Raw genomic sequence first — 24,245 nt, forward strand, 5'->3', positions numbered from 1 at the left:
TCAAATTGGACACTAAATTGATATTATGAAAAAGCTACTATTCAATTCATTTTTTATCTTGCCTTTAATACTTTTAGGCTTTAAAGCTCAAGCACAGTTTTCAGGGGATACTTTTGAAAAAGCAAAGGAAAGTAAGACTGCAAATTTAACATATGTTTATTCAGAGGCACCAGGATTTGCTGCAAATATAAATGGTGAAGTTCAAGGAGTATGTGTAGACGTAATGAGTGATTTTGAGTTTTTCCTTTTAGACAATTATGGAATTACGGTAAATTCCACAATGGAAAAAGAGCATGCAAATAATTTCACTTCTTATTTAAATGCTATTAAAAACTCATCTAATGGAGTTTTTGGTTTAAGTAATACTACTATCACTCAAAAAAGAAAAGCATCTTATAATTTTAGCCCTCCATATATTACTAATATTGGCATGATGCTTAGCAATGAAGCACTTCCTACTCTTAATGACATCAGTAAAATTGCAGAAGTTTTTGCTGGGAAAAAGGCTGTTACCGTTAAAGGTTCCACTAATGAAGACCAGATTTTACAGATTAAGAAGAAGTATTACCCAAGCTTGACTATTGAATATGTAGATTCATTTGACGAAGCATTAGTCGCTATTACAAATAGTACAGATTATTTTACCAATATTGACTTTACTTATTATTTAGATGCAACTAAATCTAAGAAACCAATCAAACGACATCCTGCTGGTGATCAAACTGCTGAGGAATTTGGGATTGTAATGCCAAAAAATAGTGATTGGGATAAACCCTTTCAAGAATTTTTAACAGAATCTTATAGGACAAGTCCTAGTTATAGAAAAATTATTGCAAATCATTTAGGGCGTAATGCACTTCAATTATTGGACGCAGTAGTTCAAGAAAAGTAGTGAAACAAAAAGCCTCCTACTTTTCAGTACGGAGGCTTTTACTTACCAAAACATCAACCATTCACTATGAATTAAACTATACTATCCTAAGCTTAAATAGCAGGATTTAGTTCCTTTACTTTAATAAATATTTTTTGTGAGTTGATTTCCATTAATAAATCAGCATTTCTCATAGCTACAGGGTCAATATTTTCTTTCTGAAAGCTGTGAAGCAATTTCCCATCAATGTTGTAGATCAACACATCAGGTTCTTGTTCAATATCATTTATATAAAAAACAGACTGTTCCATTTCAGCCGTTACTTCCTTAATTAATTTTTCATCACTAGATACTTTCTCGTCATTTGCATTTACATTACCGAATGCAAAAATCAATGCTAAAATTACTATTGCCCTTTTCATAATATTTTGTTTTAGGTTCTTATATAGGGTTGACGCGGAATATTATGAAAAAGTTGCTTGCTGTATTTAATAAATAATTTGGCTAATGTACTTTAGATGTAATAAATAATTGTTAAAAAAATAATAATGTTTTTTTGATAAAATTTTGGGTTTTGTTTGTTATGCCTAATATTATTCTGTTTTACGATAAATGGTTTGTTTAAAAACAACAAATACTTGTTGACAGATTCAATTTTATTTCAGAATAGAAACTCAATAATTTAACAAAACATAAAATTCATAAATGGCTGTAAATCAGAATTATGAATTTGTATGCTGGGTAGATAAATGTTTAAATATTTCAAAGAAATTGGACTTAATTAAGTTGTTGTAAAAAGAATCTTGCTTTAGTTTATTTAAACATATAATTAATTCGATTCCATTGGTTTAATTTTGGATCCTTTCAAGAGGTTTCAAGAGGTTGTTTTGCGAAGTAAAATCATTTATAAAATTTGTAAACATACGTAAGAATAACTGAATGATAATACAAAATTATTGAAGGTTTAATCCATAAAACCTAATACTTTTAGATGAGTTAATACTGTATCTAATTTTTAAGAAAAGTCACTTATGGATAAGCCCAATTCGTTTAAAATTCCTAATACAAATCAAAAGAGAATAGTTATTATCGGTGGAGGTTTTGCCGGTATCACCATGGCCAAAAAATTCGCTGGTCAAGATGTTCAAGTAGTATTACTTGACAGACATAATTATCATACTTTTCAGCCTTTGCTCTATCAAGTTGCTACTGCTGGTCTTGAGCCTGATTCCATAGCAGGGCCTTTGCGAAAATTACTCGAGAATCATAAGAATATCTTTTTTAGAATGGCTACAGTGACTAAGATTGATCAAAGTGAGAATAGAATAATCAGTAATGTAGGCGAGTTATCTTTCGATTATCTCATAATAGCTGCAGGCTCCAAAACTAATTTCTTTGGTCAAAATGAAAAATTTGAGAAAGCATTTCCACTTAAGCAAATCCCTCAGGCCTTGGATTTCCGGAGTCATATACTGCAGAATTTTGAAGAGGCAGTGCTTAGCTCTGATGAAGATAAGATTGAGCGATTAATGAATATTGTAATTGTGGGTGGTGGTCCTACAGGTGTAGAGCTTGCCGGTGCTCTAGGAGAACTTAAGAAGCACGTCCTTCCAAATGATTATCCTGATTTAGACTTCAGCAAATTCAATATTTATTTAGTGGAAGGGATGGACAGATTGTTGGGAGGTATGTCTGAATTCGCTGACAAAAAAGCTCAAAAATATCTGAAAAAATTTGAAGTAAATGTAAAGCTAAACACTATGGTGAATAGCTTTGATGGTGAAAAGGTAGTTTTTAGTAATGATGAAACGCTACCTTCTTCCACATTGCTATGGGGAGCAGGAGTAATGGGCAATGTTATTGAAGGACTGCCTGAGGATAGTGTGAAGAACAGCAGATATAAGGTAGATCGATATAATTTGGTAGAGGGGACAGAAAATGTTTATGCAGTTGGAGATATAGCTTTAATGGAAACAGAAGATTTCCCTAAAGGACATCCAATGTTGGCGCCTGTTGCTATGCAACAAGGTGAAAGATTAGCAAGGAATATCATTTTATCCCTGAATGGAAAGGAACAGAAGCCTTTTAAATATTTAGATAAAGGCAGTATGGCAACAGTAGGTCGTAATAAAGCAGTGGTGGATTTACCAAAGAATCTTCATTTTGGCGGCTTTTTTGCATGGTTCATTTGGATGTTTGTGCACCTTATTTCCATTGTAGGATTCAGAAATAAGATTGTGATTCTTAGTAACTGGATATGGAATTATTTCACTTACGACAGAGGTACCCGGCTAATCATTCGTCCTTTCGTTCCTAAAGTGAAGGACTCAAAAAGCGAAGGTCAAAAATAATCATTTGACAAGCGGTTTCTTAAATCTTAAAAAAGAAGCTTATTTTGTGGCATAGTTATTTTACTTTCCATGAAGTGGATGCACAGATATAATGAATAAAAAGGTACTTTATTGGACGTTACAATTTATAGGTTGGTCTGCTTATGGCTTGCTCAATATTTTTTTAGCGTATTTTGGAGAAAATTTATCTAATCAGCAGATAATTATACAGCTTATTCTTGTCCCTTTTTACATTTTTCTGACCCATATCTATAGGAGCTTTATCATAAGAAATGGTTGGCTGAAAATCATTATTCAAAAACTGGTGGTTAGAGTAATTATTGCCTGCTTTATTCTCAGTGTTATTAATTACGTATTCTTATTCGGACTGTCGTCATTGTTGGGTTTTCTAGACCCTGCTTTTGATCTTAACCCTAGGGTGATTTTTCTAAATATTCTAGCCTATGTGATCTTGTTTTTTCTTTGGTCGCTGGTGTATTTCATGTATCATTATGTTGAAAACTACAATCGCTCACTTAAATATGATGCTGCAATGAATGAAATTGAGCTTAACAATTTGAAATCACAGCTTAATCCTCATTTTATATTTAATGCATTAAACAGCGTGAGGGCTTTAGTGGATGAAGATCCTGTAAAAGCAAAGAATTCTATTACACAATTATCCAATATTCTCAGAAACTCATTAATATTGGATAAGAAAAGATTGATTAACTTCAATGATGAATTAAATACAGTTATCGACTTTTTAGCATTGGAAAAGATAAGGTATGAAGAAAGGCTCACTACAGAGTTTGTGATTCACCCTGATTCTTATAAATATCAAGTACCGCCTTTGATGATTCAAACATTAGTTGAAAATGGGATAAAGCATGGTATTTCTAATTTAACATATGGTGGAAAGTTGTCAATTGAAACTCAAGTGGATGATAAAAAATGTTTGAATATCTTTATCAGAAATTCTGGGAACTTTAAATTGGATAAAAGAAGGAAACACAAAGGCTTTGGATTAGAAAATACAAAGCAAAGATTAAAGTTAATCTTTGATAAAGCAGCTTCGTTTAGTATCAAAAATGAACAAGAGGGAACGGTATTAACCATAGTGAAAATCCCTCAAATCAATTATTGAAAATTTTTAATTTATAAATATGAAGGTATTAATTATTGATGATGAAAGGTTGGCTCGTAAAGAACTTAGTAATTTATTAGCTGAATATAAAGATATTGAAATATTGGGTGAGGCAGCGAATGCAGACGAAGCCGAAGAAATGATTGATAAGCATAATCCAGACCTTATATTTCTGGATATTCAAATGCCAGGTAGAACAGGATTTGAATTATTAGAAACCTTAGAAAAAACCCCTAAAGTTATATTTACCACTGCCTATGATGAATATGCCTTGAAAGCCTTTGAATTCAACGCCTTGGATTACCTTCTAAAGCCCATTGAGCCAAAAAGATTAACAGAATCAGTTAATAAAATCAGGAAAGAAGTAGAAATTCAAGAAGAACAAAATATCAAGAGCAATCAACTTACTGTCAACGATCAGGTTTTCGTAAAAGATGGAGATAATTGCTGGTTTGTGAAATTGAAAGATGTTCGCTTATTTGAATCGGATGGTAATTATATCAAAGTTTATTTTGATAAAAACAAGCCTATGATTCATAAGTCCTTAAATGCCTTGGATGAAAAGCTCGATAACAAGCATTTCTTCAGAGTAAGCCGAAAGCATATCATCAATTTAGAATGGATAGATGAGATTGAAACTTGGTTCAATGGGGGCTTGATGGTAAAATTGAAAGGTGGAGATAAGGTAGAGGTAAGTCGAAGACAGGCCACTAAGTTTAAAGATTTAATGAGTCTTTAATTCACCAAAAATAAATCTGAAGCCAATTTATCTGCTAAAAGCCTTCCTTTTAAAGTAAGCTTCAAATGATGACCTTCTAAAATGCAAAGCTCTGAGCTTATCCATTGCTCAATTTGGGGTTTTGCATTTTTTATTAAATCATAATTCAGTTCATTTTTCAGATATTGAATATTGCAACCAACTGAGGTTCGTAAGGAAGTCATCAAATATTCATTAATACGATCTTCAGTTGTTAAAATATCCATTTCGGCAGGGATTTCATTCTTCTCAAGCGCCTTCAAATATTTTGCATTATTAGAGATATTGAATTGTCTGTTTTTGCCATCATATGAATGAGCGGAAGGACCAATGCCCAAATAAGGCTTTTGTTGCCAGTAGCTGCTGTTATGTTTGGAATGGAAACCCTTTTTCGCAAAGTTGGAAACCTCATAATGTTTATAATCCGATTTCAGTAAATATTCAGATAAATGATAGAATTGTTCTGAAGCATAGTCTTCTGAGGCTTCATTTAATTTTCCTTTTTGTTGCCATCTGCCAAAAACCGTATCGGGTTCAATAGTAAGGCAATAGGAAGAAATATGTGGCGGCTGAAAATCAACCAATGTTTTTAAATCCCTTTCCCAGGTCTCATGAGTAGAAATTGGAATCCCATAAATCAAATCTAGACTGAAATTATTGAATTCACTTTCTTTTATCCACTCCAAGCATTTAAAAGCTTCTTTGCTATTATGGGCGCGGTTCATCCATTTCAAAACATCTTCATCAAAAGATTGAATGCCCACGCTCAAGCGATTGATACCATTTTGAAATAGCATACTTAATTTGTCAGGTGTAATATCATCAGGATTGGCCTCAAATGTAATCTCAGCTTCTGAAGAAATATTATTATGTTTTTTGAGGGAGTTTAATATTAATTTTAGATGACTTTCTTCCAAAACGGAAGGAGTTCCGCCACCAAAATAAATAGATTCAATGAGTTCTCCCCCAAGATAATCTTGCTGCAGCTCAATTTCTTTGCGGATTGCTTCCACCATTTCGTTTTTAATCACCATATTGGTGGAAAAATGAAAGTCACAGTAGAAGCATGCCTGCTTACAAAAGGGAATATGTATGTATATACCTGCCAAAATTAATGCAAATCTAGCTCGAATTTTACAGAAGTACCTGCTACTGCCTCTCCTATATTTTATCATACCGACAATTTCATTTGCACAAAATTCAAGTGACAGCCTTTTCCAACAGAAAAAAGTAATTCAAGATTCCTTAATTAAGTCAGGTTTTTGGGAAGCACAAGTTGAAATTGATGAAAATGATAATCTTCAAATTCTTAAAGGAAGGCCATATTACTGGCATTCAATAAATGTGTCTGAAGATCAATTAACTTCTGATATTCCCTTCTTAAAAAAATTAAAAGGGGAAGTTGCAAATCAATTCGTTTTAAATATTCAAATCAAAGAGTACATAATAGAAAATTATCATAGAAATGGTTATCCCTTAGCGAAGGCAAGCTTATCAATTGATAATTTAAATGATAATCAGATTCAGGCTTCCATAAATATAATTGCACAAAATTATATTCTAAATGATTCATTAAATATAGAAGGAGATAGTCAAGTGGTAAATTCAACCTATTTAAGCAATGTATTGGACTTGGAATATGATAAGCCTTTTGATATAAAAGCATTTAATAATATTACAGATAAAATAAGCGAATTGGAATACATAAGTTTATCCTCTTTACCTCAATTAGCTTTCGCAAATAATAAAGCAATAATTAATCTAAAGATTAAAGAAGAAAGAGTCAATCAGTTTGATGCTATCATAGGATTAGTACCCGAAGGCTCTCGAACTAATTTGACTGGTCAGGTTGATGCACGATTAAGAAATTTATTTAAAAGAGGAGTTGGGATAGATATGTTTTGGCAAAAATATTCTGCTAATTCTCAATTCCTCAATACCAGGATTCAACAATCAAATGCATTCAGGAGTCCTTTAGGTGTTAATTTTGGATTTGAACTCCTGCAAGAAGACAGTACATTTCTACAAACTGAATTGCAAATTGGAACCTATTATCCTTTGTGGAACGCATTAAAAGTAGGATTATCCTATCAAAGATTCACTAATAATATATTGAGGGATTTTTCGGAAACAGAAGTTTTAAATATTGACCCATTTCGGAGTTCAATGGTTAATGCAGTCCTGCTCAATTTAGAATGGAAAAGACCCTTAACTTATCCTGAATTAGAAGACTATATTTTTGCGCAGTCAAATTTCAGTTTTGGGCAAAAAGAGATCATTAATTATTCAGCTTTGCCAATGGCATGGCAAAATGTTCCTGAAAATAGCAATACCATAAGAGGTGGTTTCAAAATTCATATGCAGAAAGTTTTGTGGAAGAGATTCTTGCTAGAAGTAATTCCACAATATCGTGCAATTCAGAACCCAGCACTTTCTCAAAATGATTTACAGCGCTTGGGCGGATTACAAAATCTAAGAGGCTTTGACAGAAATTTTTTCTATACCCGATATTTTGGACTATTAAATCTGAATTACAGATATTTCCTAGATCAAAAATCGAGTTTCTTCCTATTAACTGATTTTGCGAAATTGCTAGCCAATGTTGGATGGGTTTATGCCACAGGTGCTGGCTTAGATATAAAAAGCCAAAATGGCTGGTTCAGAATTATTTACGCATTAGGGCAAGAGACAGGAAATATGCCTGATTTTTCGCAAGGGAAAGTGCATTTTGGCTATATTGCAGTTTTTTAAAAAGAATATATATTAAATAATTAAGTATTAATGCAAAGGCTAGTATTCCTCTTATCAATATTTCTAATCTTTTCTTGTGAGCAAGAAAAACCTGAGAAGGAAAGCATTCAAGCTACTCCTGATAAGGAAGTTCGAAAATGGCACCTAACAGATACATTAATAACTTCAGTTAAATGGACTTCTGATAGTATAAGACAAGTGAATTTAGATTTAAACCACTTATCAGAATTATTTCTTGAAGTTAAATCAGATGCACCAGTCTATTTGTTTTATGGAGATAAGTTAATTGAAAAATCATCAGATGGATATTTACAACATTCATTTAATGATAGTATCAGAAATGATATATTCTTAAGCCTTGACAGAAATGTTCAGATGTTGACTTATGGAATTTATACTGTTGAAAAGACTAATGTTAACGGAGCTTATTCGAGTTTAGAAAATACAGAAAGGGAAAGTAAATGGATTTCAGATAATATTTTATTAATCCTTTTGATCGGAGCCTCTTTATTTATGGTCATTATAAAAGTGAATTACGATAAGCGATATCTAAACATATTGTCATTCAATAAAATTTTCACTACCCGCTTAAATGAGGGTGACCAATCTAGGATGAGAATTATGGATCAAGATAATTTCGTCTTTGCAGGTCTATACGCATTTCTAACAGCAGGTTTAATATATTTTTTGAGTTTGGGTAGAAATATTGGGTTTCTTGGGATAGAACCGAGTGGAGTTATTGAATTTTTAAAAATTTTAATAATAGTAGTAATAGGGTTGATTTCAAAAGTAGTTTTGGTCTCAATAGCATCTAATTTGTTTGGAAATAATAAGATATCGGCTTTTTATGTTAAAGAGATGTTAAATATTAATTTATTTTTTGTCATTATATTATTTTTTAGCTCTATTTCAATTTTCCTTTTTGAAGGAGCCATACCTGCCTTTTGGTTATCTACAGCCATATATGCTATGTTAGCCTTTTATATCATCAGGCTAATATTATTATATTTTAAAATATTAAAATTAAGCAGTTTCACTAATCTCTATTTATTTTCTTACTTTTGCACCACAGAAATATTCCCATTTTTAATTGGACTAAAATATTTCATGAGATAAAACTTTTCAAAGTAGACCGATTTATATGTCAACAACTGTAAAAGACCGATTTTATCCGGTAAAAAGTATCATGGTTTCACAGCCTGAGCCGGCAGATATTAGTAATTCTCCGTACCATAAATTGGCGGATAAGTACAAAATCAAAATTGATTTCAGGCAATTTATCAATGTAGATCCTATTGATTCAAAAGAATTTAGGAAGCAGAAGATTGATATTTTAAAACATACTGCTATCATATTCACTAGTAGAAACGCAGTGGATCATTTTTTTAGAATTTGTAAGGATAGTAAGATAGAAATGCCACCTGAAATGAAATATTTTTGTATTTCAGAGCAAACGGCTAATTATCTTCAAAAATATATTGTAGTTAGAAAACGAAAAGTATTTGTTGGGGAAAGAACCGCACAAGACATTTTGAACGTAATTAAAAAGCATAAGAACGAAAAGTACTTGTTCCCGTGTTCAAATATCAGAAAAGATGATATTCCATCTTTTATGACAGATAACGGATACAATTTTACTGAGGCTACGATTTATAAAACTGTTGCTGCTGATTTATCTGACTTAGAGCATATTACTTATGACATTTTAGCGTTCTTTAGTCCTTCAGGAATTAATTCATTATTTGTGAACTTCCCGGAATTCAAACAGAATAAAACAAGAATTGCTGTTTTTGGACCTACAACTGCCCAAGCAGCTAGAGATGCAGGTTTGATTATAGATATTGAGGCTCCGCTGCCAAATGCTCCATCAATGACAGGCGCATTAGAACTTTATATAAAAAAAGCTAACGGTCTTAAGTAATTGAATAAAAGGCATTTAAATGCCTTTTATTATATAATAGCTTTAAATTTATTACATAATAGCTTGAACAAAAGTTATTTTTATTATATTTATCCTTCTAAAGTGTTGAGGATATGAAAAAATTAGTACAATTAGCATGTGTTTTTCTTTTGATTCTGAGCTTCCAAAGGCTTAGTGGACAAGATGTGCAATTTTCACATTACATGTTCAATAATCTATTTAATAATCCAGCTTATTCGGGTGTGGAAGGTTATACAAAATTAACAGCAATGCACAGAACTCAATGGGCTGGCTATACTCCAACTAACGGATCTCCAGGAGGTATAAACTCTCAATTAGTTTCATTAACTACTCCCATTATGCGTTACAATAGTGGTTTTGGGTTTTATGTTTTGAATGATGATATAGCAGAACACAACTTCATTCAAGTACAAGCTTCAGGAGCCTATCATTTAGGAATTAAAGAATCAAAAATTAGTATTGGATTTAGAGGAGGAGTTATTACTCATAATATTAACAAAGATGGTTATGTTCAGATTGATGATGATGATCCAGTAATCGAGAATCTACAGCCTACTCAAGTTCGTCCAGACTTTTCAATAGGGGTTAATTTTCAGCACAAAGACTTCTATGTAGGAGCGGCATTTAATCATTTGATTGAAGCTGAATTTGGGTTTGGAGCAGATGAAACTAGAAATCCATATCCTAAAGATCTTTTGTTAACAGCAGGATATACATTTCCAATTAATTACGATATTAATTTAACACCGAGCTTTTTGGTAAGAACAACTGAATTTAGTTCTTATACTTTTGATGTTTCAGCTATTGCGACATATAAGGACAAAATATGGGGAGGAGTTTCCTTTAGGCAACAAGAAGCAGTAATTTTAATGGCAGGGTATAGCTTCTTTAAGGAGAACACATTAAAACTTGGATATGCATTCGATTATACTGTTAAAGCCCAAAGTGCAAAAAGTGCAACTTCTCATGAAGTTATGCTAAGTTACAGGTTGCCAGCAATATCTACATCGGGTAAAAAGGTAGTGCGAACGCCTAGATTTAGACATTAATCGTAAAATGTTTGCTTAATAGATCTTTTTTGTGAAAATTGTGAAGATATTTCTATAAATTATTTAAAATACAATAAAACCTTACAATTGGAGGTTAAATTAGTAGGTGTAAAAAATATATTAGACAATTAATAATATATTAGCGTTTAGTTAGAAACAAATAGGTGTTATGAATAATAAAGGTGTTTTGAAAAAACTAACCCTATCAGTTGTGTTTGTTGCTTCTCTCTTCTTAGAAGGCTGTGGTCTTTTTGGAGGTGGTGCAGGAGACGGTGGCAATTTGGTAGGAGTTGCAGGTAGAGAAGGATGGTATATGGCCACTCCTTATGGTATGCGAGCAGTTCCAGCAGGAACGTTTCATATGGGGCAAGCTGATGAAGATGTTGCTGCCAGTCAAATTAATTTCAACAGACAAGTGACAATTGGTGGGTTTTATATGGATGAAACCGAAATCACTAATAATGAATATCGTCAGTTCGTCCAAAGAATGATGGAGGATTCTGCATCTACATTGGGAAGAGATTATATTAAGAATGAAATTTATCCAGACACAACTGTTTGGATGAAAGATTTCACTAACCACATGGGAGATCCAATGCAGGAGTATTACTATATGCACCCAGCATTTGATGATTATCCTGTAGTGGGGGTAGATTGGGAAGCAGCTAAAGTATTTTCCCAATGGAGAACTGATTATTTAAACTCGTATAGAGAATCTATGGGAGAATTTCCAATGCCAGCATTTAGATTGCCTTCCGAAGCTGAATGGGAATATGCAGCTAGAGGTGGTAGAGATATGGCCAAGTATCCTTGGGGAAATCCATACATTAGGAATGCTAAAGGATGTATGTTAGCTAACTTCAAGCCAGGAAGAGGAAATTATTATGATGATGGAAATGCATATACCGCAGAGATAATGTCTTATTTCCCAAATGATTTCGGATTATTTGATATGTCAGGTAATGTGTCTGAATGGTGTGAAGATGCATTTAATCCAGCATCAGTACCATTAGTATGGGATTTGAATCCAACGTTTTTTGACGAAAGTGAACCTCGCAAAGTAATTAGAGGAGGATCATGGAAAGATATAGCTTACTACTTGGAAACAGGTACTAGAGCTTTCGAACATAAAGACTCTACAAGAGCATATATAGGTTTCAGATGTGCAATGACATATCTAGGTCGTTCATCAGGAGCAGAATTTTAATTGACTTTTTAAAAAAATTAAACAATATTTAGAGCACAAACCATTAAAAACTACAAACATGAGTAATAAAAAAGGCGGATTTCAAGAGTTACTATTTAAAACCATCATGCCAAAGGTATATGGTATTGGAGCGGCTATCGTAATTATCGGTGCCATGTTTAAAATTCTTCACCTTCCAGGTGCAGCATTGATGTTAGGGATAGGTTTAACAACAGAAGCAATTATTTTCTTGTTAAGTGCTTTTGAACCTGCGCATGAAGAAGTTGATTGGAGTAAAGTTTACCCAGAGTTAGCTGAGGAATTTGAAGATGAGACAGCACCAAGAAAAAAGCAAATATCATCAGCTTCAGGTGGATCTACTTCTCAGCAATTAGATAAAGTTTTAGAAGAAGGAAAAATAGGCCCTGATTTAATAAAGAGTTTAGGAGATGGAATGAAAAGCATGGCTGATTCAGCTAAGCAAATGTCTAGTCTTAGTAATGCTGCAGTTGCAACTAATGATTATGCGAATAATGTGAAACAAGCTAGTAAATCTTTATTAGAGATGAATAAATCTTATGACAGTACAGTGAAAGCAATGTCTGAGATGTCAAATGCTTCTATTGATGCTAAGTCTTATCATTCTCAAGTACAGGCGGTAACAAAAAACTTGACTGCTTTGAATCAAGTTTATGAAATGGAATTGCAAGATTCTCAAAACCATGTTAAGGCTATGAATAAGTTTTATAAAAACTTATCTACTGCCTTAGACAGCATGACAGAGGCAAGTAAGGATACTGCACAATTTCAAACTGAAGTTAAAAACTTAACAACTAATCTTTCTCAATTGAATAAAGTATATGGCAACATGCTATCTGCTATGAAAGGTTAATTCGTTTATAAAGCATAAAAATTAGAATCTATGGCTGGAGGAAAAGAAACCCCAAGACAGAAGATGATCGGCATGATGTACCTCGTACTGACTGCCCTTTTGGCGCTTAACGTTAGTGTTACGGTACTCGACAAATTCATCGATATTAATAACTCTTTAGAGGTGTCTGTTGATGCCGCAAAAGAGCAAAACGGCAATACATTACGTAGAATTGAAAATGCGGTTGAAGAATCTGGAAGCCGTCCTGATGACGTAAAGATTTTGGATAAGGCTAAAGAAATCAGAGAGAAAACCAGTGCTATGGTGGCTGAATTGAAAACGTATAAAGAAACTTTCATTGAAATTACAGGAGGTTATTCTGAGGATGGAGAGATGGAAGGGAAAACCGATTATGATAAAGTCGGTAATTATATGATGCCTGAAAACCAAAACAATGGTATAAAGTTGCAAAAGTCATTAAATGCATATGCACAATCTGTTGATGAAATGGTAGCAGATTCTGCTGTTAGTTTTCCACCTTTAGCATTGGATGCTAATAATAATCCGCGTTTTAAAAATGACCCTAACAAAAAGGGTATGGATTGGGCTACGTTGGAATTCATGGGAGCACCAACTCCAGCTGCCATGGCAACTATAAGTGATTATCAAAATAAAGTGATGGCTTACGAAGCAAAAGCTCTTGATGTTTTGGCTAGAAGAGTAGGTGCAGGAGATCTGAAATTTGATTTAATTCAATTAGTCGCTTTACCTGAATCAAAAGTGGTAGCTGCTGGAGCAAAATATAAAGCTGATTTAATTGTGGCTGCATCTTCATCAGCAGAAGATCCGGAAATGACTTTAAATGGTAAGGAGCTAACAGTTGAAAATGGTTCTGGTAAAATTGAATTTACTGCTACTCCAGGTGCTTATGGTGAAGATGGGACAGTTAGAAAGACATTTGAAGCCACTGCTAAATTAAAAGACAGTGTTTATAGAGATGAAATAGAATATTTCGTTGCTAAACCTGTTATACAAGTTCAATCTGCTTCCCTTAGCACATTATATTTAAATTGTGGAAATAAATTGAATGTTGGCGTTCCAGCTTTAGGTACATCCTACAATCCTAATTTTTCTGTGAAGGGAGGAACCTCAATCCAAGGTAAGGAAAGAGGATTAGTTACCATTATACCAAGTGCACCAAAAGTTACTTTAGGAGTTAGTTCTAATGGAAATAAAATCGGGAATGTTGAGTTTGATGTTCAGCGAATTCCAAAACCTGAAATCAAGGTTTTTAATGGTTCTAAACCTGTTAATTTGAAGCAAGGAGAAAGTGCGAATGCTTTAAGAGTTCTTAGGGCTCAAGCGATTCCTGATGAGAATTTTAAAGCACAATTACCTGATGATGCAAGATATAAAATTAGTAGATGGACGATTACTTTAGCTAGGGGGCCTCGTGCTATTGGTCAACCAATTAAAGCAACAAGTGAAACTGTTAATTTGTCACAATTAATGGGTAATGCTAGAGCTGGAGATCGTATAGTTGTAACTATTGATCAGGTATTAAGGATGAATTTTAGAGGTAATACCGAAGAGGTAAATATTGGTGAACAAGTTATACCAATTACTCTAAATTGATGAGAATATAAAATTAAGGTTATGAAAAAGTTTGTGTTATTAATTATTGGAGCTTTACTTATGGTATTTGTAATACCTGTTAAAGCTCAAGAATCCTCGAATGATGGGTATAATCCTAACTCGGTTTATCCAATTCATGAGGATAATATTATGTTCAAAAAACGAGTTTGGAGAAGAATGGATTTGCGAGAAAAGCAAAACATACCATTTTTCTCTTCTGGTAATGAAATTACTAAGCATATAATCGAATCAGCTACTGCTGGTATAATTCCTATTTATGAAGATGATTCTTTGCAAAACAGGAAAACTAAAGAGGAATTTTTGGAAGCTTTAGAAAACCCTGCATTACAAGATTTAAATGCTGGTGGCGGTGACGATGCCTGGGGAGACGCAGGCGGTGGTGATGGCTGGGGTAACGATGACGGCTGGGGCAATTCAGGCGGAGGTGATGATGCTGAGCCAGAAGATGACGCTGCTGATGAAGTTGATACTAAATTTACTGTAAGGGATGTGTCTTTACTTGAAATTGTAGAGGATATGATTTTTGATAATCAGCGTTCTGTTTTGGTTTGGGATATTCAAGCAATCAAGCTTGTTATACCAGCTGATAATTATACATCAGGAATTGAAAAGGTAGTGGGTGTCTTTAAATACAAAGATTTAGTCGATTTATTCAGAAGCAATCCTGAGCAAATGATTTGGTTTAATCCGCAAAACAGTGCAGAACACAAAAACTTAGCGGATGCTTTCGCTTTAAGATTATTCAGCGCTAGAATTGTTAAAGTTGCGAATCCTCAAGACAACATGATTATTGATGTTTATAATGAATCAGCAAAACAAGGCATTATGGCATCACAATGGATTGAATATGAATTAATGGAAAAAGAGCACGAGTTGTGGTCTTATTAATATTTTGAAAATATTATTTTAGAAAGGAAGGCTGTTAGTCTTCCTTTTTTTGTTTAAAAGCCTTTATGATTTGTTCTGCTTTGCTTGTTCCTATTACTGGGCTTAGTTCTTCAAATGATGCTTCCTTGATCTTTTTTACCGATTTGAAATGTGTTAGCAATTGGTCGATTGTCTTTTCTCCTATACCCTCAATTCCTTCTAGTTCACTAGTAAATGAATTTTTACTTCTTATTTGCCTATGAAAAGTTATTGCAAATCGATGGGCTTCATCTCTAAGTCTTTGTAGTAGCTTAAGAGATTCACTCTTCTTACTGATGTGTACTGGATACGGGTCTTCTGGAAAATATATCTCTTCTAATCTTTTTGCTATCCCAATAATTGGAATTTTCCCATATAAATCTAATTCTCTAAGAGCTTTAACTGAGGCGCTTAATTGGCCTTTACCTCCATCTATTACTATTAAGTTTGGAAGTTCTTGCTGTTCATCAATCAGTCGTTTATATCTTCTTCCTACAATTTCTGTCATTGAGGCAAAATCATCTGGACCAATTACTGTTTTAACATGATAATGTCTGTATTCACTCTTTTTAGGTCTTCCATTTTTGAAATGAACCATTGAAGCTGTGGGATTTGTACCCTGCATATTGGAGTTGTCAAAACATTCAATTTTAATAGGAAGCTCCTTTAATCTTAAGTCATTTTGAAGTTGTTTTAGAACTCTAAGCTCTTTTATTTTACTTGATTCATTTTGATTAAGCTTTTCCTTTTTAAAGAATAAAGCATTTTTTAAACTCATCTCCACTAATTTCTTTTTATCCCCTATTTGTGGTTTGATAAAGTGAAAGGTCTCTGGTAGGTTTTCAATATCAATGTTAGTTAGAATTTCATTTGTAGTGCTTTCATATAGCTTCCTGAGATCTATTAGGGCTAATAATAACAATTCTTGGTCTGTCTCATCCAATTTTTTCTTTAATTCAATAGTTTTAGTAACATTAATGCTTCCGTTTTTTATTCGCATGTAATTAACAAAAGCATATTTGTCTTCAGAAATGATACTACAAACATCTATATCTGTTAGTCTAGGATTTACCACTAAAGATTTACTGTGGAATTTCTCAAGTAATTCAAATTTCTCTTTAAATTTTTGTGCTCTTTCAAAATCTAAATCTTCAGCAGCTTCTTGCATATTTTCTCTGAAATGATGCTTGGGTATATTCAAATTACCTTTCAGAATTTCGGCTGCTTGGTCTATATCCTTTTGATAATTTTCATGTTTTTGTAGGCCTTCGCAAGGACCTTTGCAATTGCCAATATGATATTCGAGACAGACTTTAAATTTACCTGCTTTTATGTTTTGGTCGGTCAAGTTTAATTTACAAGTTCTAATTGTATAGAGCTTTCGAATTAATTCCAAAACGTTGTTCATTGCTCTTACACTTGCATATGGCCCGAAATAAGTTCCGTTTCTAGCTATTCTTCTTCTCGTAGATATAATTCTTGGGAAAGGCTCATTTGTAATGCATAGATAGGGAAATGATTTATCATCCTTTAATAAAATATTATACTTTGGTTGAAGTTCTTTTATTAAGGAATTCTCAAGCAGTAGCGCATCAAATTCAGAATTGACAATAGCAATTTCAATCTTGTCAATTTCTCGAACCAACCTTATGGTTTTTCTATTATGATTGGCTGATTTATTAAAGTAACTAGTAACTCTGTTTTTTAAATTCTTTGCTTTTCCTACATAAATGATGACTCCGGATGAATTATGAAATTTATATACACCGGGAAACTTAGGTAACTCATTTATATCTTGTGGCTTAAAGAAAACCGCATCGTACATCTCACTGACTTTTATTGTATGCCATCAACATCAAATTTTTGTATTTGCTCAGTTGAATCAGTCACATTCCCTTGTTGCATTCTATATTCCTCACAATCTAATTCTATTGATAGATTTGATGGCTTTTTGAATGCTCCCTTAGAAACAGGTAAACTTTCATCTTCATATACCTTTTTCATGAATTTCTCCCAAATTGGCATAGCCATTCTAGCACCTTGGCCTAATCCAATATTTCTAAAGTGAATGCTTCTTTCATCACCCCCTACCCATACGCCAGCGGCTAAATCTTTTGTTACTCCAACAAACCAACCATCAGAGTAATTTTGAGTGGTTCCTGTTTTAGCACCTATTTCATTATCCTCTCTCAATTCTCTATCTAAACCCAAGGCAGTCCCTCCTGAAATTTCAGTGGATCCTTTTAACATATGTAACATTGCATAAGCTGTTTCGGAACTTAATGCTTCACCTGTTTTAGGCACAAATTGTTTTAATACCTTTCCATTCTTATCTTCAATTCTTTCAATATAGAATGGTTTTGTATAAAAGCCTTCATTAACAAAGGTGCTGTATGCCCCAATAAGTTCATAAATAGATACATCGGATGTTCCCAAACATAGTGATGGAACAGCTTGTAATGGACTTTCTACTCCTAACCTTTTAGCATAATCCACTACAGTTTGAGGACCAACTTTTTGCATCACGTAGGCAGTGCCTGAATTTAATGAACGGGCCATTGCTTGACGAAGGGTCATGGTTTCACCAGAAAATTTACCACCTGAGTTGGAAGGTGTCCATGTTGGGGGATCTCCTGGAACTTCAAAGGTTACGGGTACATCTTGAATTTCATAACAAGGAGAGTAGCCATTATCTATAGCGGCTGCATATACTAAAGGCTTGAAAGTTGATCCGGGTTGCCTTCTTCCTTGTTTAACATGATCGTATTTGAAATACTTATGATTAATGCCACCTACCCAAGCTTTAATATGGCCATTATTAGGATTCATAGCCATAAATCCAGCATGTAAAAATTGTTTGTAATATCTTATTGAATCAAAGGTGCTAAAGGTAGTGTCAATATCGCCATCCCAACTAAAAACTGTCATTGGCTTTGGCTCTTTCAATTTTTTGAAGATTTTATCTTCATCATCACCATATTGATTTTTCCAAAAGCTATAGGCTTCCGTTCTTCTTGCTTCATTTTTAAGAAAATCTTTTATTTCACGACCACTCTCATCTCTCCAAGGAGCTTTTCCTTCCCAATGTTCATCAAAAAGTTCTTGCTGATATTTCATGTGCTCTTCTACTGCTTCTTCAGCATATTTTTGCATTCTACTATCGATAGTGGTATAAATTTTTAAACCATCTTCATATAAATCATACCCATTTTCCTTTGACCAAGCTAATAAATCCCATAATATAACACCTCTAAAATAAGTAGCTAGCCCATCATTATGATTTTCCACATCATAATCCAACTCAATAGGTTTTGATGATAATGAATCGTAAGCTATGTCATCTATATAGCCATACTTTCGCATTTGATTCATAACAGTATTTCTTCTGTGGAAAGAATTTTCAGGTTCGTAAACTGGGCTATAAAGATTTGGGTTTTTGCATAGACCAACTAGCACGGCTGCTTCAGGGATAGTTAATTGGTCTGGAGTGGTATTGAAAAATGTTTGAGAAGCTGTTTTGATTCCAAATGCATTACTTCCAAATTCGAAAGTATTCAAATACATGGCAATGATCTCTTTTTTGGTATAGGATTTTTCCAATTTAACTGCCACAATCCATTCTTTCATTTTTGCTATAACTAAGCCTAATATAGGCACATCATTTAAACTTCCATTTGATAAATCGCTTCGGGTTCTGAAAAGTATTTTTGCCAACTGCTGGCTGATGGTACTTCCTCCGCCACCACTTTTATCAAACATTAAAATTGATTTAAAAAACACCCTCCCAAGTCCATATAAATCAATACCAGAATGATTTGAATATCGGATGTCTTCAGTAGCAATTAATGCATTTACCACATTTGGAGAGAGTTCATCAAAGGTGATTTGACTTCTATTGTAACGATAATATTTCCCCATTTCTTTATTGTCTGCAAAATATAATACAGATGATAAATCACTTTTTGGGTTCTCTAATGACTTTAAACCAGGTAATTCTCCATACCATCCGTTAAAATTTATACTGATGCTGTAAATAAATATTGAAAAGCCGAGTATAGCCAAAAAGAAGATTGACCATAATGCAGTTATTATTATTTTAAATTTATTTGAATTTTTCATATTCAGTTTATACTATTAATTATTGGGAAGATTCAGCAATTTAATTCTATTGAGTTATTTCATAATTTAATTTAAAGAAATCAGTATAACTGTCCACCATTTTAGCTTGATAGAAAATCTGAAAGTTATCCTTAGAAATAATAAAATTACTAAAATTTAAGCTGCTGAAATTCTTTAATGGAGACAAATCGCTATTAAACTTTTTGTAAAATGCTTCGGCTGTTTCTTTATCTTTAAATTCACTTAATAAGATCATAGAATTTTCATCATCAAAAACGAGATTTCCAGCATTTAGATCTTCTTCTGGGAAGAATTTTTCTCCGAATGACTCAATTTCTTCTGGTAGTATACCCGATAATGCTTTATTATTTTCATAGACTACTACAAAATAGTGAGCTTGTTCGAAAAACGGAATATATTTTATCTTTTCTTTTTGTTGCTGTTTTTTATCATAATCATCAATTGCTGCTAGTAAACCTTTCGCAAATTCATATAGTTCACTATTAGGGTAATCTTTTAAGAAGGATTGTAATTTGAATTTATAAGAATTTTTACCATCTGTCACTCCTGTGATAAGTGCTTCTAATAATTTTAAATTGTCCTCGTAGTCATTTTCAGGGTAGTTATCCAACCCCTTATTTATTTCATTTGTTGCAGCCTTGTAATTTCCACTTTCGTAAAGCCTATACGCATTTTCATATATAACTTTAACCTTAGCACTTGCCATGTTACTCTCTTCGCGATAATTTGGGTTTTCCACTAATTTCGCAAATATGCTATTGGGGAATTTCGCTAATAACTCCGATGAATAGGTTTCCGCAATTGCTTCATCTTTGTCTTTATAATATATGTAGAGTAGATAGAGAAGTTCCGCTTTGTATTCAGTATCAGGGTATTTTGAAAGCAAAGTTTCATAAGTATTTACAGCTTCCTTTTTTTCTTGCAAATCAAAATTATAGATGTTTCCTAATTTGTAGTAAGCCACTTCCATTTCCTCTTTAAGATTCAATTGCTTTTCAGCTTCAAACGGTATAGAGGAAAAAAACTGATCTCTTTCCTGAGTTAATAATTCCTCTTCACTCATTTGACTTTTCTCTTCCTGTTCAGCAACTATTTCCTTATTAGGTTCATCACTTTCTTCCGAATCAAAAATTTGTCCACTTTCAGTCCTCCAATTATCTTGCAAAGATCGATCTCCCCATGTTCTTTTAAATGTATTTCTTCCCTGCCCTACTGTTGAAGCATCATAAAAATAGAAACCACCACCTGGCGCTGTATTGGTCTGTAAGTTGGGCTCATCACCAAATGAACTGACAGTAGCATTAGTATTAGCAGATTTTATTCTCTTCGCTCTTTTTTCTCTTTCTGCTTCTTCCTTTTCTTTTTGAAGCCTTTCATCCCTGAGCGTTAAAAACATTTCATTTAATGAGGTACTATCCATTTTAGCCAATGATAATAGGCTGTCATTTTCATTTATTGTGTTAATTTGTTTTATAAAGTCTGATAATACAGACTGTCTTGTCTCTACTTGAGGATAAATTTCTTCATCTTTTGGCATAATTTGATATGCACTATCATAATAGGCTTGAGCTAAAGTATATTCTTTTAACTCATCAAAATATAACAATCCTAATTTGTGATAAGAGAAGGATTTTTGTCTTTCATTATCCACACTTTCTTTAACAGATGATTTATAATAAGGAATGGCTTCTTTTATATTCCCTTGCTTTAATTCGAATTCAGCCATTTCATAATAAATTTTATCTCTGAATTCTATATTTTTCCCATCCTTTAAAAGCTGCTCAAAGTATTTTCTGATTTTTTTAACATCTTCACCTTTTGACAGCTCTGTAACTTGAGCCATATTTAAACGGGCATAAAAAGACAATTCATAAGGAGGCCTGTTATTTAAAACTTCCTTATAATTTTCGTACGCAAATGCATCTAACTTCGATTTTTGAAAAAGTTGACCTAATATAAAATGGTGTTTTGCCTTTTCAGGTCCACCTCGCATCAACTCTGTTGCCGCACTTAAATATTTAATTAGGTTGTTAGGGTTATTAGCAACTTGATTATAATATGCAGCTTGTTGATAAAATTTCCTTTTAGTAGATTTTGATAATTTTTGTCTGTTAAGAAAATCAATAACCGCTAATGCATTATTTAATTCACCATATTCTGTAAATGTTCTTATAAGATATGTTAATGCAACATAACGTGTTTGCTCATCTTTACTATTTACATTTACATACTTAAAAGTTTCAATAGATTCTTCGTATTCTTGATTTAACATTCGAGCAATTCCTACTAAAATGTAGCTATCATCAACCCACTTACTTACTTTATGCCGTTGAATGGCAATGGAAGCTTTTTTAATGACATCTTCAATTTTTTCTTTATTGGCATTAACTATTGTAGTGTCAATAGGAGCTTTTACTTTTAAAACCCTGTTGAAATTATTCTGATGTGCTTCCTCAATTTCTAGTAATACCTCTTGCAATTTTTCGTTAGCAATAAAATAAGCATTGTATTTGGCTGTAATATTGTGATAGCTATAGCCTATTAAACCTGAGTTTTCAGGTGAACAAGCCGCTAAAGGCAATATAAAGCCTATTATTAGGATTCTATATAGTATTTTCCTCTTATTCATTATTCTTTGAAACGACCAATTTAATCGATTCATATAAGAAAAGTATTGAGAGTTGATGATATTATGTATTTTTGTGTCAAACAATAATTTACAAAGTTGCGAATTAGAAAAACAATGTCCAATTGGCTTACCACTCGTTATCAAATGGTGGTAAGAAACGAAGAAAACCTAGCTGAAGTATCTACTTTTAACTTCACTTATGCAAAAGTAGTAGTTATTAGCTTATTAACATTTGTTTTGATATTTATTGGTGCATTATATTTATCACAATCCTTATTGGCTCAGTGGTTTGATCCTAGGCACACTACCATGGAGTATAATCAAAAGTTATTGACACTTACAATGGAGATGGATTCTCTGAAATCGAGATTAAGAGCTCAAGACCGCTTTATTGGGAATGTGCAAACTATTTTGAAAGGGGATGTTCCTGATGGACAAACCTATCGAGAGCCGGATCAAGTTGAAACAGATGATTTAAATCAGGATATGAACCCGCAAAGTATGAATGCTGGGGACTCCATTATTAGGCAAGAATTTGAGGAACAAGATTTTAGCTTAACTAGTTATTCAAGCAATAATTATTCGGAAGAATTAAAGGATATTTTCTTTTTTCCTCCTTTACAAGGAATTGTAAGCTCGCCTTACAATATGAATATAGATCATTATGGGATCGATATTGTTGCAAAAACTAATGAACCTGTAAAATCTATAGCTGACGGAACCGTTATATTATCATCATGGACTCAAGACGGAGGATATGTAATTGCAATACAGCACAGGGCTAATTTAATATCTGTAGTGAGACATAATTCTGCAATATTAAAAAAAGTTGGTAATTTTGTGAATGCAGGTGAGGTAATCTCCATAATTGGTAATTCTGGGGAACTAACTTCAGGACCACATGTTCATTTAGAGATATGGTATAATGGTAATCCGGTGGATCCGGAAGAATTTATTACTTTTTAATTATATAGAGAAAGGAAACGGAAATGTTTAACAACAAGCAAGAAAAAATACAAATGGCACAAGATATCACAAGTTCCAGTAATACTATTGGAAAAGGAACTACTATTAACGGAGATTTAGAAACCTTTGGTAATATTAGGATAGACGGAAAGGTAATTGGAAACATTAAAACTAAATCTAAATTAGTTTTAGGGAATACTTCTCATATTGAAGGTAATGTGTTATCACAAAATGCTGAAATTGAAGGAGAAGTTAAAGGAGTTGTTGAAATTACAGAATTATTGATATTGAAACCATCGGCAGTAGTACATGGTGACATTATAACCAATAAACTTATTGTAGAATCAGGAGCTACTTTTAATGGCGAATGTAAAATGGGTGTTTCTAATAAAACTATCAAAATAGGTGAGGAAACCGCTAACGGACAATCAAATCCAAAAATTGAAAAAGCAAAAGCCGTATAATAGTTATTTAAAATATTCAGGTCTTGCCATTCAAATGGCAGGAACCATATATTTGGGTAATTTATTAGGTAAATATATTGATAAAGTTGCCGAAAGCGGTTCGGATATCTTCACTAAGATCATCACCCTTTTGGCAGTTTTCCTTTCTATGTTTGTCATTATTAGGCAAGTGATAAAATCCCAAGAATAAATTTTAATGATCAAAAGACTTATTTTTTTTACAATTGCTATAGTGATAGTGGCAACTTCTGTTCTTTTTATTCAAAAATGGTATTTATCATCTCAAGGAGAAATTCTATCATATTCTCTTACTGCAATTTATATCTTTCACTTTATTGCGTATTTGATAATTGTTGTAGCTGTAGAGCTCTTAAGTAAGAAATTACCCAATCAGGTTGGTTTCTTTTATTTAGCAAGTGTATTCATCAAAATCGGCTTTTTTGTATTGATTTTTAAGGATGCTATTTTTGCTGAAACTCCGATGAATTTTTTGGAAAGAATCTCTATTATCATACCATTTTTTATGTTCCTAATCTTCGAAGCGATCTATAGCGGAAAGTTGATGAATGCGCAGTAATTA

The 24,245-nt window shown here is 33.0% G+C and carries 21 protein-coding genes; 16 read left to right on the forward strand and 5 right to left on the reverse strand.

All coding sequences use genetic code 11. From position 1 onward, the window contains the following. Positions 1–25 precede the first annotated feature (25 nt). A complete protein-coding gene (locus QYS49_RS04365; RefSeq protein WP_308350461.1) occupies positions 26–892 on the forward strand; it encodes a substrate-binding periplasmic protein in 867 nt (288 codons plus the stop codon). Positions 893–984: 92 nt separating this feature from the next. Here the strand turns inward: QYS49_RS04365 and QYS49_RS04370 are convergent, their stop codons facing one another. Beyond that, complete coding sequence (locus QYS49_RS04370; protein WP_308350463.1) at positions 985–1,293, reverse strand: hypothetical protein; 309 nt, start codon at positions 1,291–1,293, stop codon at positions 985–987. Positions 1,294–1,902: 609 nt separating this feature from the next. Here QYS49_RS04370 and QYS49_RS04375 point away from each other — a divergent pair. The 3 genes from QYS49_RS04375 to QYS49_RS04385 all read left to right on the forward strand — a co-directional run bounded on the left by QYS49_RS04375 (position 1,903) and on the right by QYS49_RS04385 (position 5,087). Further along, positions 1,903–3,222: an NAD(P)/FAD-dependent oxidoreductase gene (locus tag QYS49_RS04375; RefSeq protein WP_308350464.1), complete on the forward strand. Its 1,320-nt coding sequence runs from the start codon at positions 1,903–1,905 to the stop codon at positions 3,220–3,222. Positions 3,223–3,313: 91 nt separating this feature from the next. Continuing rightward, complete coding sequence (locus QYS49_RS04380; protein WP_308350466.1) at positions 3,314–4,348, forward strand: sensor histidine kinase; 1,035 nt, start codon at positions 3,314–3,316, stop codon at positions 4,346–4,348. Positions 4,349–4,367: 19 nt separating this feature from the next. After that, positions 4,368–5,087, forward strand: coding sequence for a LytR/AlgR family response regulator transcription factor (locus tag QYS49_RS04385; protein WP_308350468.1), 720 nt, complete (start codon positions 4,368–4,370; stop codon positions 5,085–5,087). On the opposite strand, the gene hemW is transcribed toward QYS49_RS04385, so the two are convergent. Beyond that, positions 5,084–6,214 carry a radical SAM family heme chaperone HemW gene (hemW, locus tag QYS49_RS04390; RefSeq protein WP_308350469.1) on the reverse strand — a complete coding sequence of 377 codons (1,131 nt, stop codon included), beginning with the start codon at positions 6,212–6,214 and terminating at the stop codon, positions 5,084–5,086. The two genes, QYS49_RS04385 and hemW, sit on opposite strands and share 4 nt — an antisense overlap. Between hemW and QYS49_RS04395 the strand changes: the two genes are divergently transcribed. The 8 genes from QYS49_RS04395 to porN all read left to right on the forward strand — a co-directional run bounded on the left by QYS49_RS04395 (position 6,198) and on the right by porN (position 15,448). Beyond that, positions 6,198–7,856 (forward strand): BamA/TamA family outer membrane protein, encoded by a 1,659-nt coding sequence (locus QYS49_RS04395; protein WP_308350470.1) that lies wholly within the window; start codon positions 6,198–6,200, stop codon positions 7,854–7,856. The genes hemW and QYS49_RS04395 overlap by 17 nt on opposite strands. A gap of 30 nt (positions 7,857–7,886) precedes the next feature. Beyond that, positions 7,887–8,972 carry a DUF4271 domain-containing protein gene (locus QYS49_RS04400; protein ID WP_308350471.1) on the forward strand — a complete coding sequence of 362 codons (1,086 nt, stop codon included), beginning with the start codon at positions 7,887–7,889 and terminating at the stop codon, positions 8,970–8,972. A gap of 25 nt (positions 8,973–8,997) precedes the next feature. After that, complete coding sequence (locus QYS49_RS04405; protein ID WP_308350473.1) at positions 8,998–9,777, forward strand: uroporphyrinogen-III synthase; 780 nt, start codon at positions 8,998–9,000, stop codon at positions 9,775–9,777. 113 nt (positions 9,778–9,890) lie between these two features. Next, entirely contained in the window at positions 9,891–10,847 is a 957-nt protein-coding gene (locus QYS49_RS04410; RefSeq protein WP_308350475.1) for a PorP/SprF family type IX secretion system membrane protein, read from the forward strand. Positions 10,848–11,016: 169 nt separating this feature from the next. Continuing rightward, positions 11,017–12,054 (forward strand): T9SS ring complex lipoprotein PorK/GldK, encoded by a 1,038-nt coding sequence (porK, locus tag QYS49_RS04415; protein WP_308350476.1) that lies wholly within the window; start codon positions 11,017–11,019, stop codon positions 12,052–12,054. Positions 12,055–12,112: 58 nt separating this feature from the next. Continuing rightward, positions 12,113–12,925 carry a type IX secretion system motor protein PorL/GldL gene (gene porL, locus QYS49_RS04420; RefSeq protein WP_308350478.1) on the forward strand — a complete coding sequence of 271 codons (813 nt, stop codon included), beginning with the start codon at positions 12,113–12,115 and terminating at the stop codon, positions 12,923–12,925. A 30-nt stretch (positions 12,926–12,955) separates the two neighbouring features. Beyond that, positions 12,956–14,539, forward strand: coding sequence for a type IX secretion system motor protein PorM/GldM (gene porM / locus QYS49_RS04425; RefSeq protein WP_308350479.1), 1,584 nt, complete (start codon positions 12,956–12,958; stop codon positions 14,537–14,539). A gap of 21 nt (positions 14,540–14,560) precedes the next feature. After that, the gene (gene porN / locus QYS49_RS04430; RefSeq protein ID WP_308350481.1) at positions 14,561–15,448 is read left to right on the forward strand and encodes a type IX secretion system ring subunit PorN/GldN; all 888 of its coding nucleotides are present in this window, start codon (positions 14,561–14,563) and stop codon (positions 15,446–15,448) included. A 34-nt stretch (positions 15,449–15,482) separates the two neighbouring features. Here the strand turns inward: porN and uvrC are convergent, their stop codons facing one another. Genes uvrC through porW form a run of 3 tightly spaced genes read right to left on the reverse strand, consistent with a single transcriptional unit; the run spans position 15,483 to position 22,235 of the window. Beyond that, the gene (uvrC, locus tag QYS49_RS04435) at positions 15,483–17,291 is read right to left on the reverse strand and encodes an excinuclease ABC subunit UvrC (protein WP_308350483.1); all 1,809 of its coding nucleotides are present in this window, start codon (positions 17,289–17,291) and stop codon (positions 15,483–15,485) included. Positions 17,292–17,302: 11 nt separating this feature from the next. After that, a complete protein-coding gene (locus tag QYS49_RS04440) occupies positions 17,303–19,585 on the reverse strand; it encodes a penicillin-binding protein 1A (protein ID WP_308350484.1) in 2,283 nt (760 codons plus the stop codon). A 46-nt stretch (positions 19,586–19,631) separates the two neighbouring features. Continuing rightward, positions 19,632–22,235, reverse strand: coding sequence for a type IX secretion system periplasmic lipoprotein PorW/SprE (gene porW / locus QYS49_RS04445; RefSeq protein WP_308350485.1), 2,604 nt, complete (start codon positions 22,233–22,235; stop codon positions 19,632–19,634). A gap of 114 nt (positions 22,236–22,349) precedes the next feature. On the opposite strand from porW, the gene QYS49_RS04450 reads away from it, so the two are divergent. From QYS49_RS04450 to QYS49_RS04465, 4 genes are read left to right on the forward strand one after another with little or no spacing between them, the layout of a single operon-like run. Then, positions 22,350–23,201, forward strand: coding sequence for a M23 family metallopeptidase (locus tag QYS49_RS04450; RefSeq protein ID WP_308350486.1), 852 nt, complete (start codon positions 22,350–22,352; stop codon positions 23,199–23,201). 23 nt (positions 23,202–23,224) lie between these two features. Beyond that, positions 23,225–23,665, forward strand: coding sequence for a bactofilin family protein (locus QYS49_RS04455; RefSeq protein WP_308350487.1), 441 nt, complete (start codon positions 23,225–23,227; stop codon positions 23,663–23,665). Beyond that, on the forward strand, positions 23,643–23,855 hold the full coding sequence (locus QYS49_RS04460) for an AtpZ/AtpI family protein (RefSeq protein ID WP_308350488.1): 213 nt from the start codon (positions 23,643–23,645) through the stop codon (positions 23,853–23,855). The genes QYS49_RS04455 and QYS49_RS04460 overlap by 23 nt, the downstream gene beginning before the upstream one ends. A gap of 6 nt (positions 23,856–23,861) precedes the next feature. After that, positions 23,862–24,242, forward strand: a complete 381-nt coding sequence (locus tag QYS49_RS04465; RefSeq protein ID WP_308350489.1) for a DUF6168 family protein — start codon at positions 23,862–23,864, stop codon at positions 24,240–24,242. Positions 24,243–24,245 lie beyond the last annotated feature (3 nt).

Origin of the sequence: Marivirga salinae, assembly GCF_030503855.1 — a bacterium.
Classification (GTDB): domain Bacteria; phylum Bacteroidota; class Bacteroidia; order Cytophagales; family Cyclobacteriaceae; genus Marivirga; species Marivirga salinarum.

What these genes read in the sequence shown, in the direction of transcription:
- porN (WP_308350481.1), top strand. Translation starts at nt 14,561, where the DNA reads ATGAAAAAGTTTGTGTTATTAATTATTGGAGCTTTACTTATGGTATTT.
- QYS49_RS04395 (WP_308350470.1), top strand. Translation starts at nt 6,198, where the DNA reads ATGTATATACCTGCCAAAATTAATGCAAATCTAGCTCGAATTTTACAG.
- QYS49_RS04375 (WP_308350464.1), top strand. Translation starts at nt 1,903, where the DNA reads ATGGATAAGCCCAATTCGTTTAAAATTCCTAATACAAATCAAAAGAGA.
- QYS49_RS04450 (WP_308350486.1), top strand. Translation starts at nt 22,350, where the DNA reads ATGTCCAATTGGCTTACCACTCGTTATCAAATGGTGGTAAGAAACGAA.
- QYS49_RS04370 (WP_308350463.1), bottom strand. Translation starts at nt 1,293, where the DNA reads ATGAAAAGGGCAATAGTAATTTTAGCATTGATTTTTGCATTCGGTAAT.
- porM (WP_308350479.1), top strand. Translation starts at nt 12,956, where the DNA reads ATGGCTGGAGGAAAAGAAACCCCAAGACAGAAGATGATCGGCATGATG.
- QYS49_RS04465 (WP_308350489.1), top strand. Translation starts at nt 23,862, where the DNA reads ATGATCAAAAGACTTATTTTTTTTACAATTGCTATAGTGATAGTGGCA.
- porL (WP_308350478.1), top strand. Translation starts at nt 12,113, where the DNA reads ATGAGTAATAAAAAAGGCGGATTTCAAGAGTTACTATTTAAAACCATC.
- porK (WP_308350476.1), top strand. Translation starts at nt 11,017, where the DNA reads ATGAATAATAAAGGTGTTTTGAAAAAACTAACCCTATCAGTTGTGTTT.
- porW (WP_308350485.1), bottom strand. Translation starts at nt 22,235, where the DNA reads ATGAATAAGAGGAAAATACTATATAGAATCCTAATAATAGGCTTTATA.
- uvrC (WP_308350483.1), bottom strand. Translation starts at nt 17,291, where the DNA reads ATGTACGATGCGGTTTTCTTTAAGCCACAAGATATAAATGAGTTACCT.
- QYS49_RS04380 (WP_308350466.1), top strand. Translation starts at nt 3,314, where the DNA reads ATGAATAAAAAGGTACTTTATTGGACGTTACAATTTATAGGTTGGTCT.
- QYS49_RS04440 (WP_308350484.1), bottom strand. Translation starts at nt 19,585, where the DNA reads ATGAAAAATTCAAATAAATTTAAAATAATAATAACTGCATTATGGTCA.
- QYS49_RS04405 (WP_308350473.1), top strand. Translation starts at nt 8,998, where the DNA reads ATGTCAACAACTGTAAAAGACCGATTTTATCCGGTAAAAAGTATCATG.
- QYS49_RS04385 (WP_308350468.1), top strand. Translation starts at nt 4,368, where the DNA reads ATGAAGGTATTAATTATTGATGATGAAAGGTTGGCTCGTAAAGAACTT.
- QYS49_RS04410 (WP_308350475.1), top strand. Translation starts at nt 9,891, where the DNA reads ATGAAAAAATTAGTACAATTAGCATGTGTTTTTCTTTTGATTCTGAGC.
- QYS49_RS04455 (WP_308350487.1), top strand. Translation starts at nt 23,225, where the DNA reads ATGTTTAACAACAAGCAAGAAAAAATACAAATGGCACAAGATATCACA.
- QYS49_RS04400 (WP_308350471.1), top strand. Translation starts at nt 7,887, where the DNA reads ATGCAAAGGCTAGTATTCCTCTTATCAATATTTCTAATCTTTTCTTGT.
- QYS49_RS04365 (WP_308350461.1), top strand. Translation starts at nt 26, where the DNA reads ATGAAAAAGCTACTATTCAATTCATTTTTTATCTTGCCTTTAATACTT.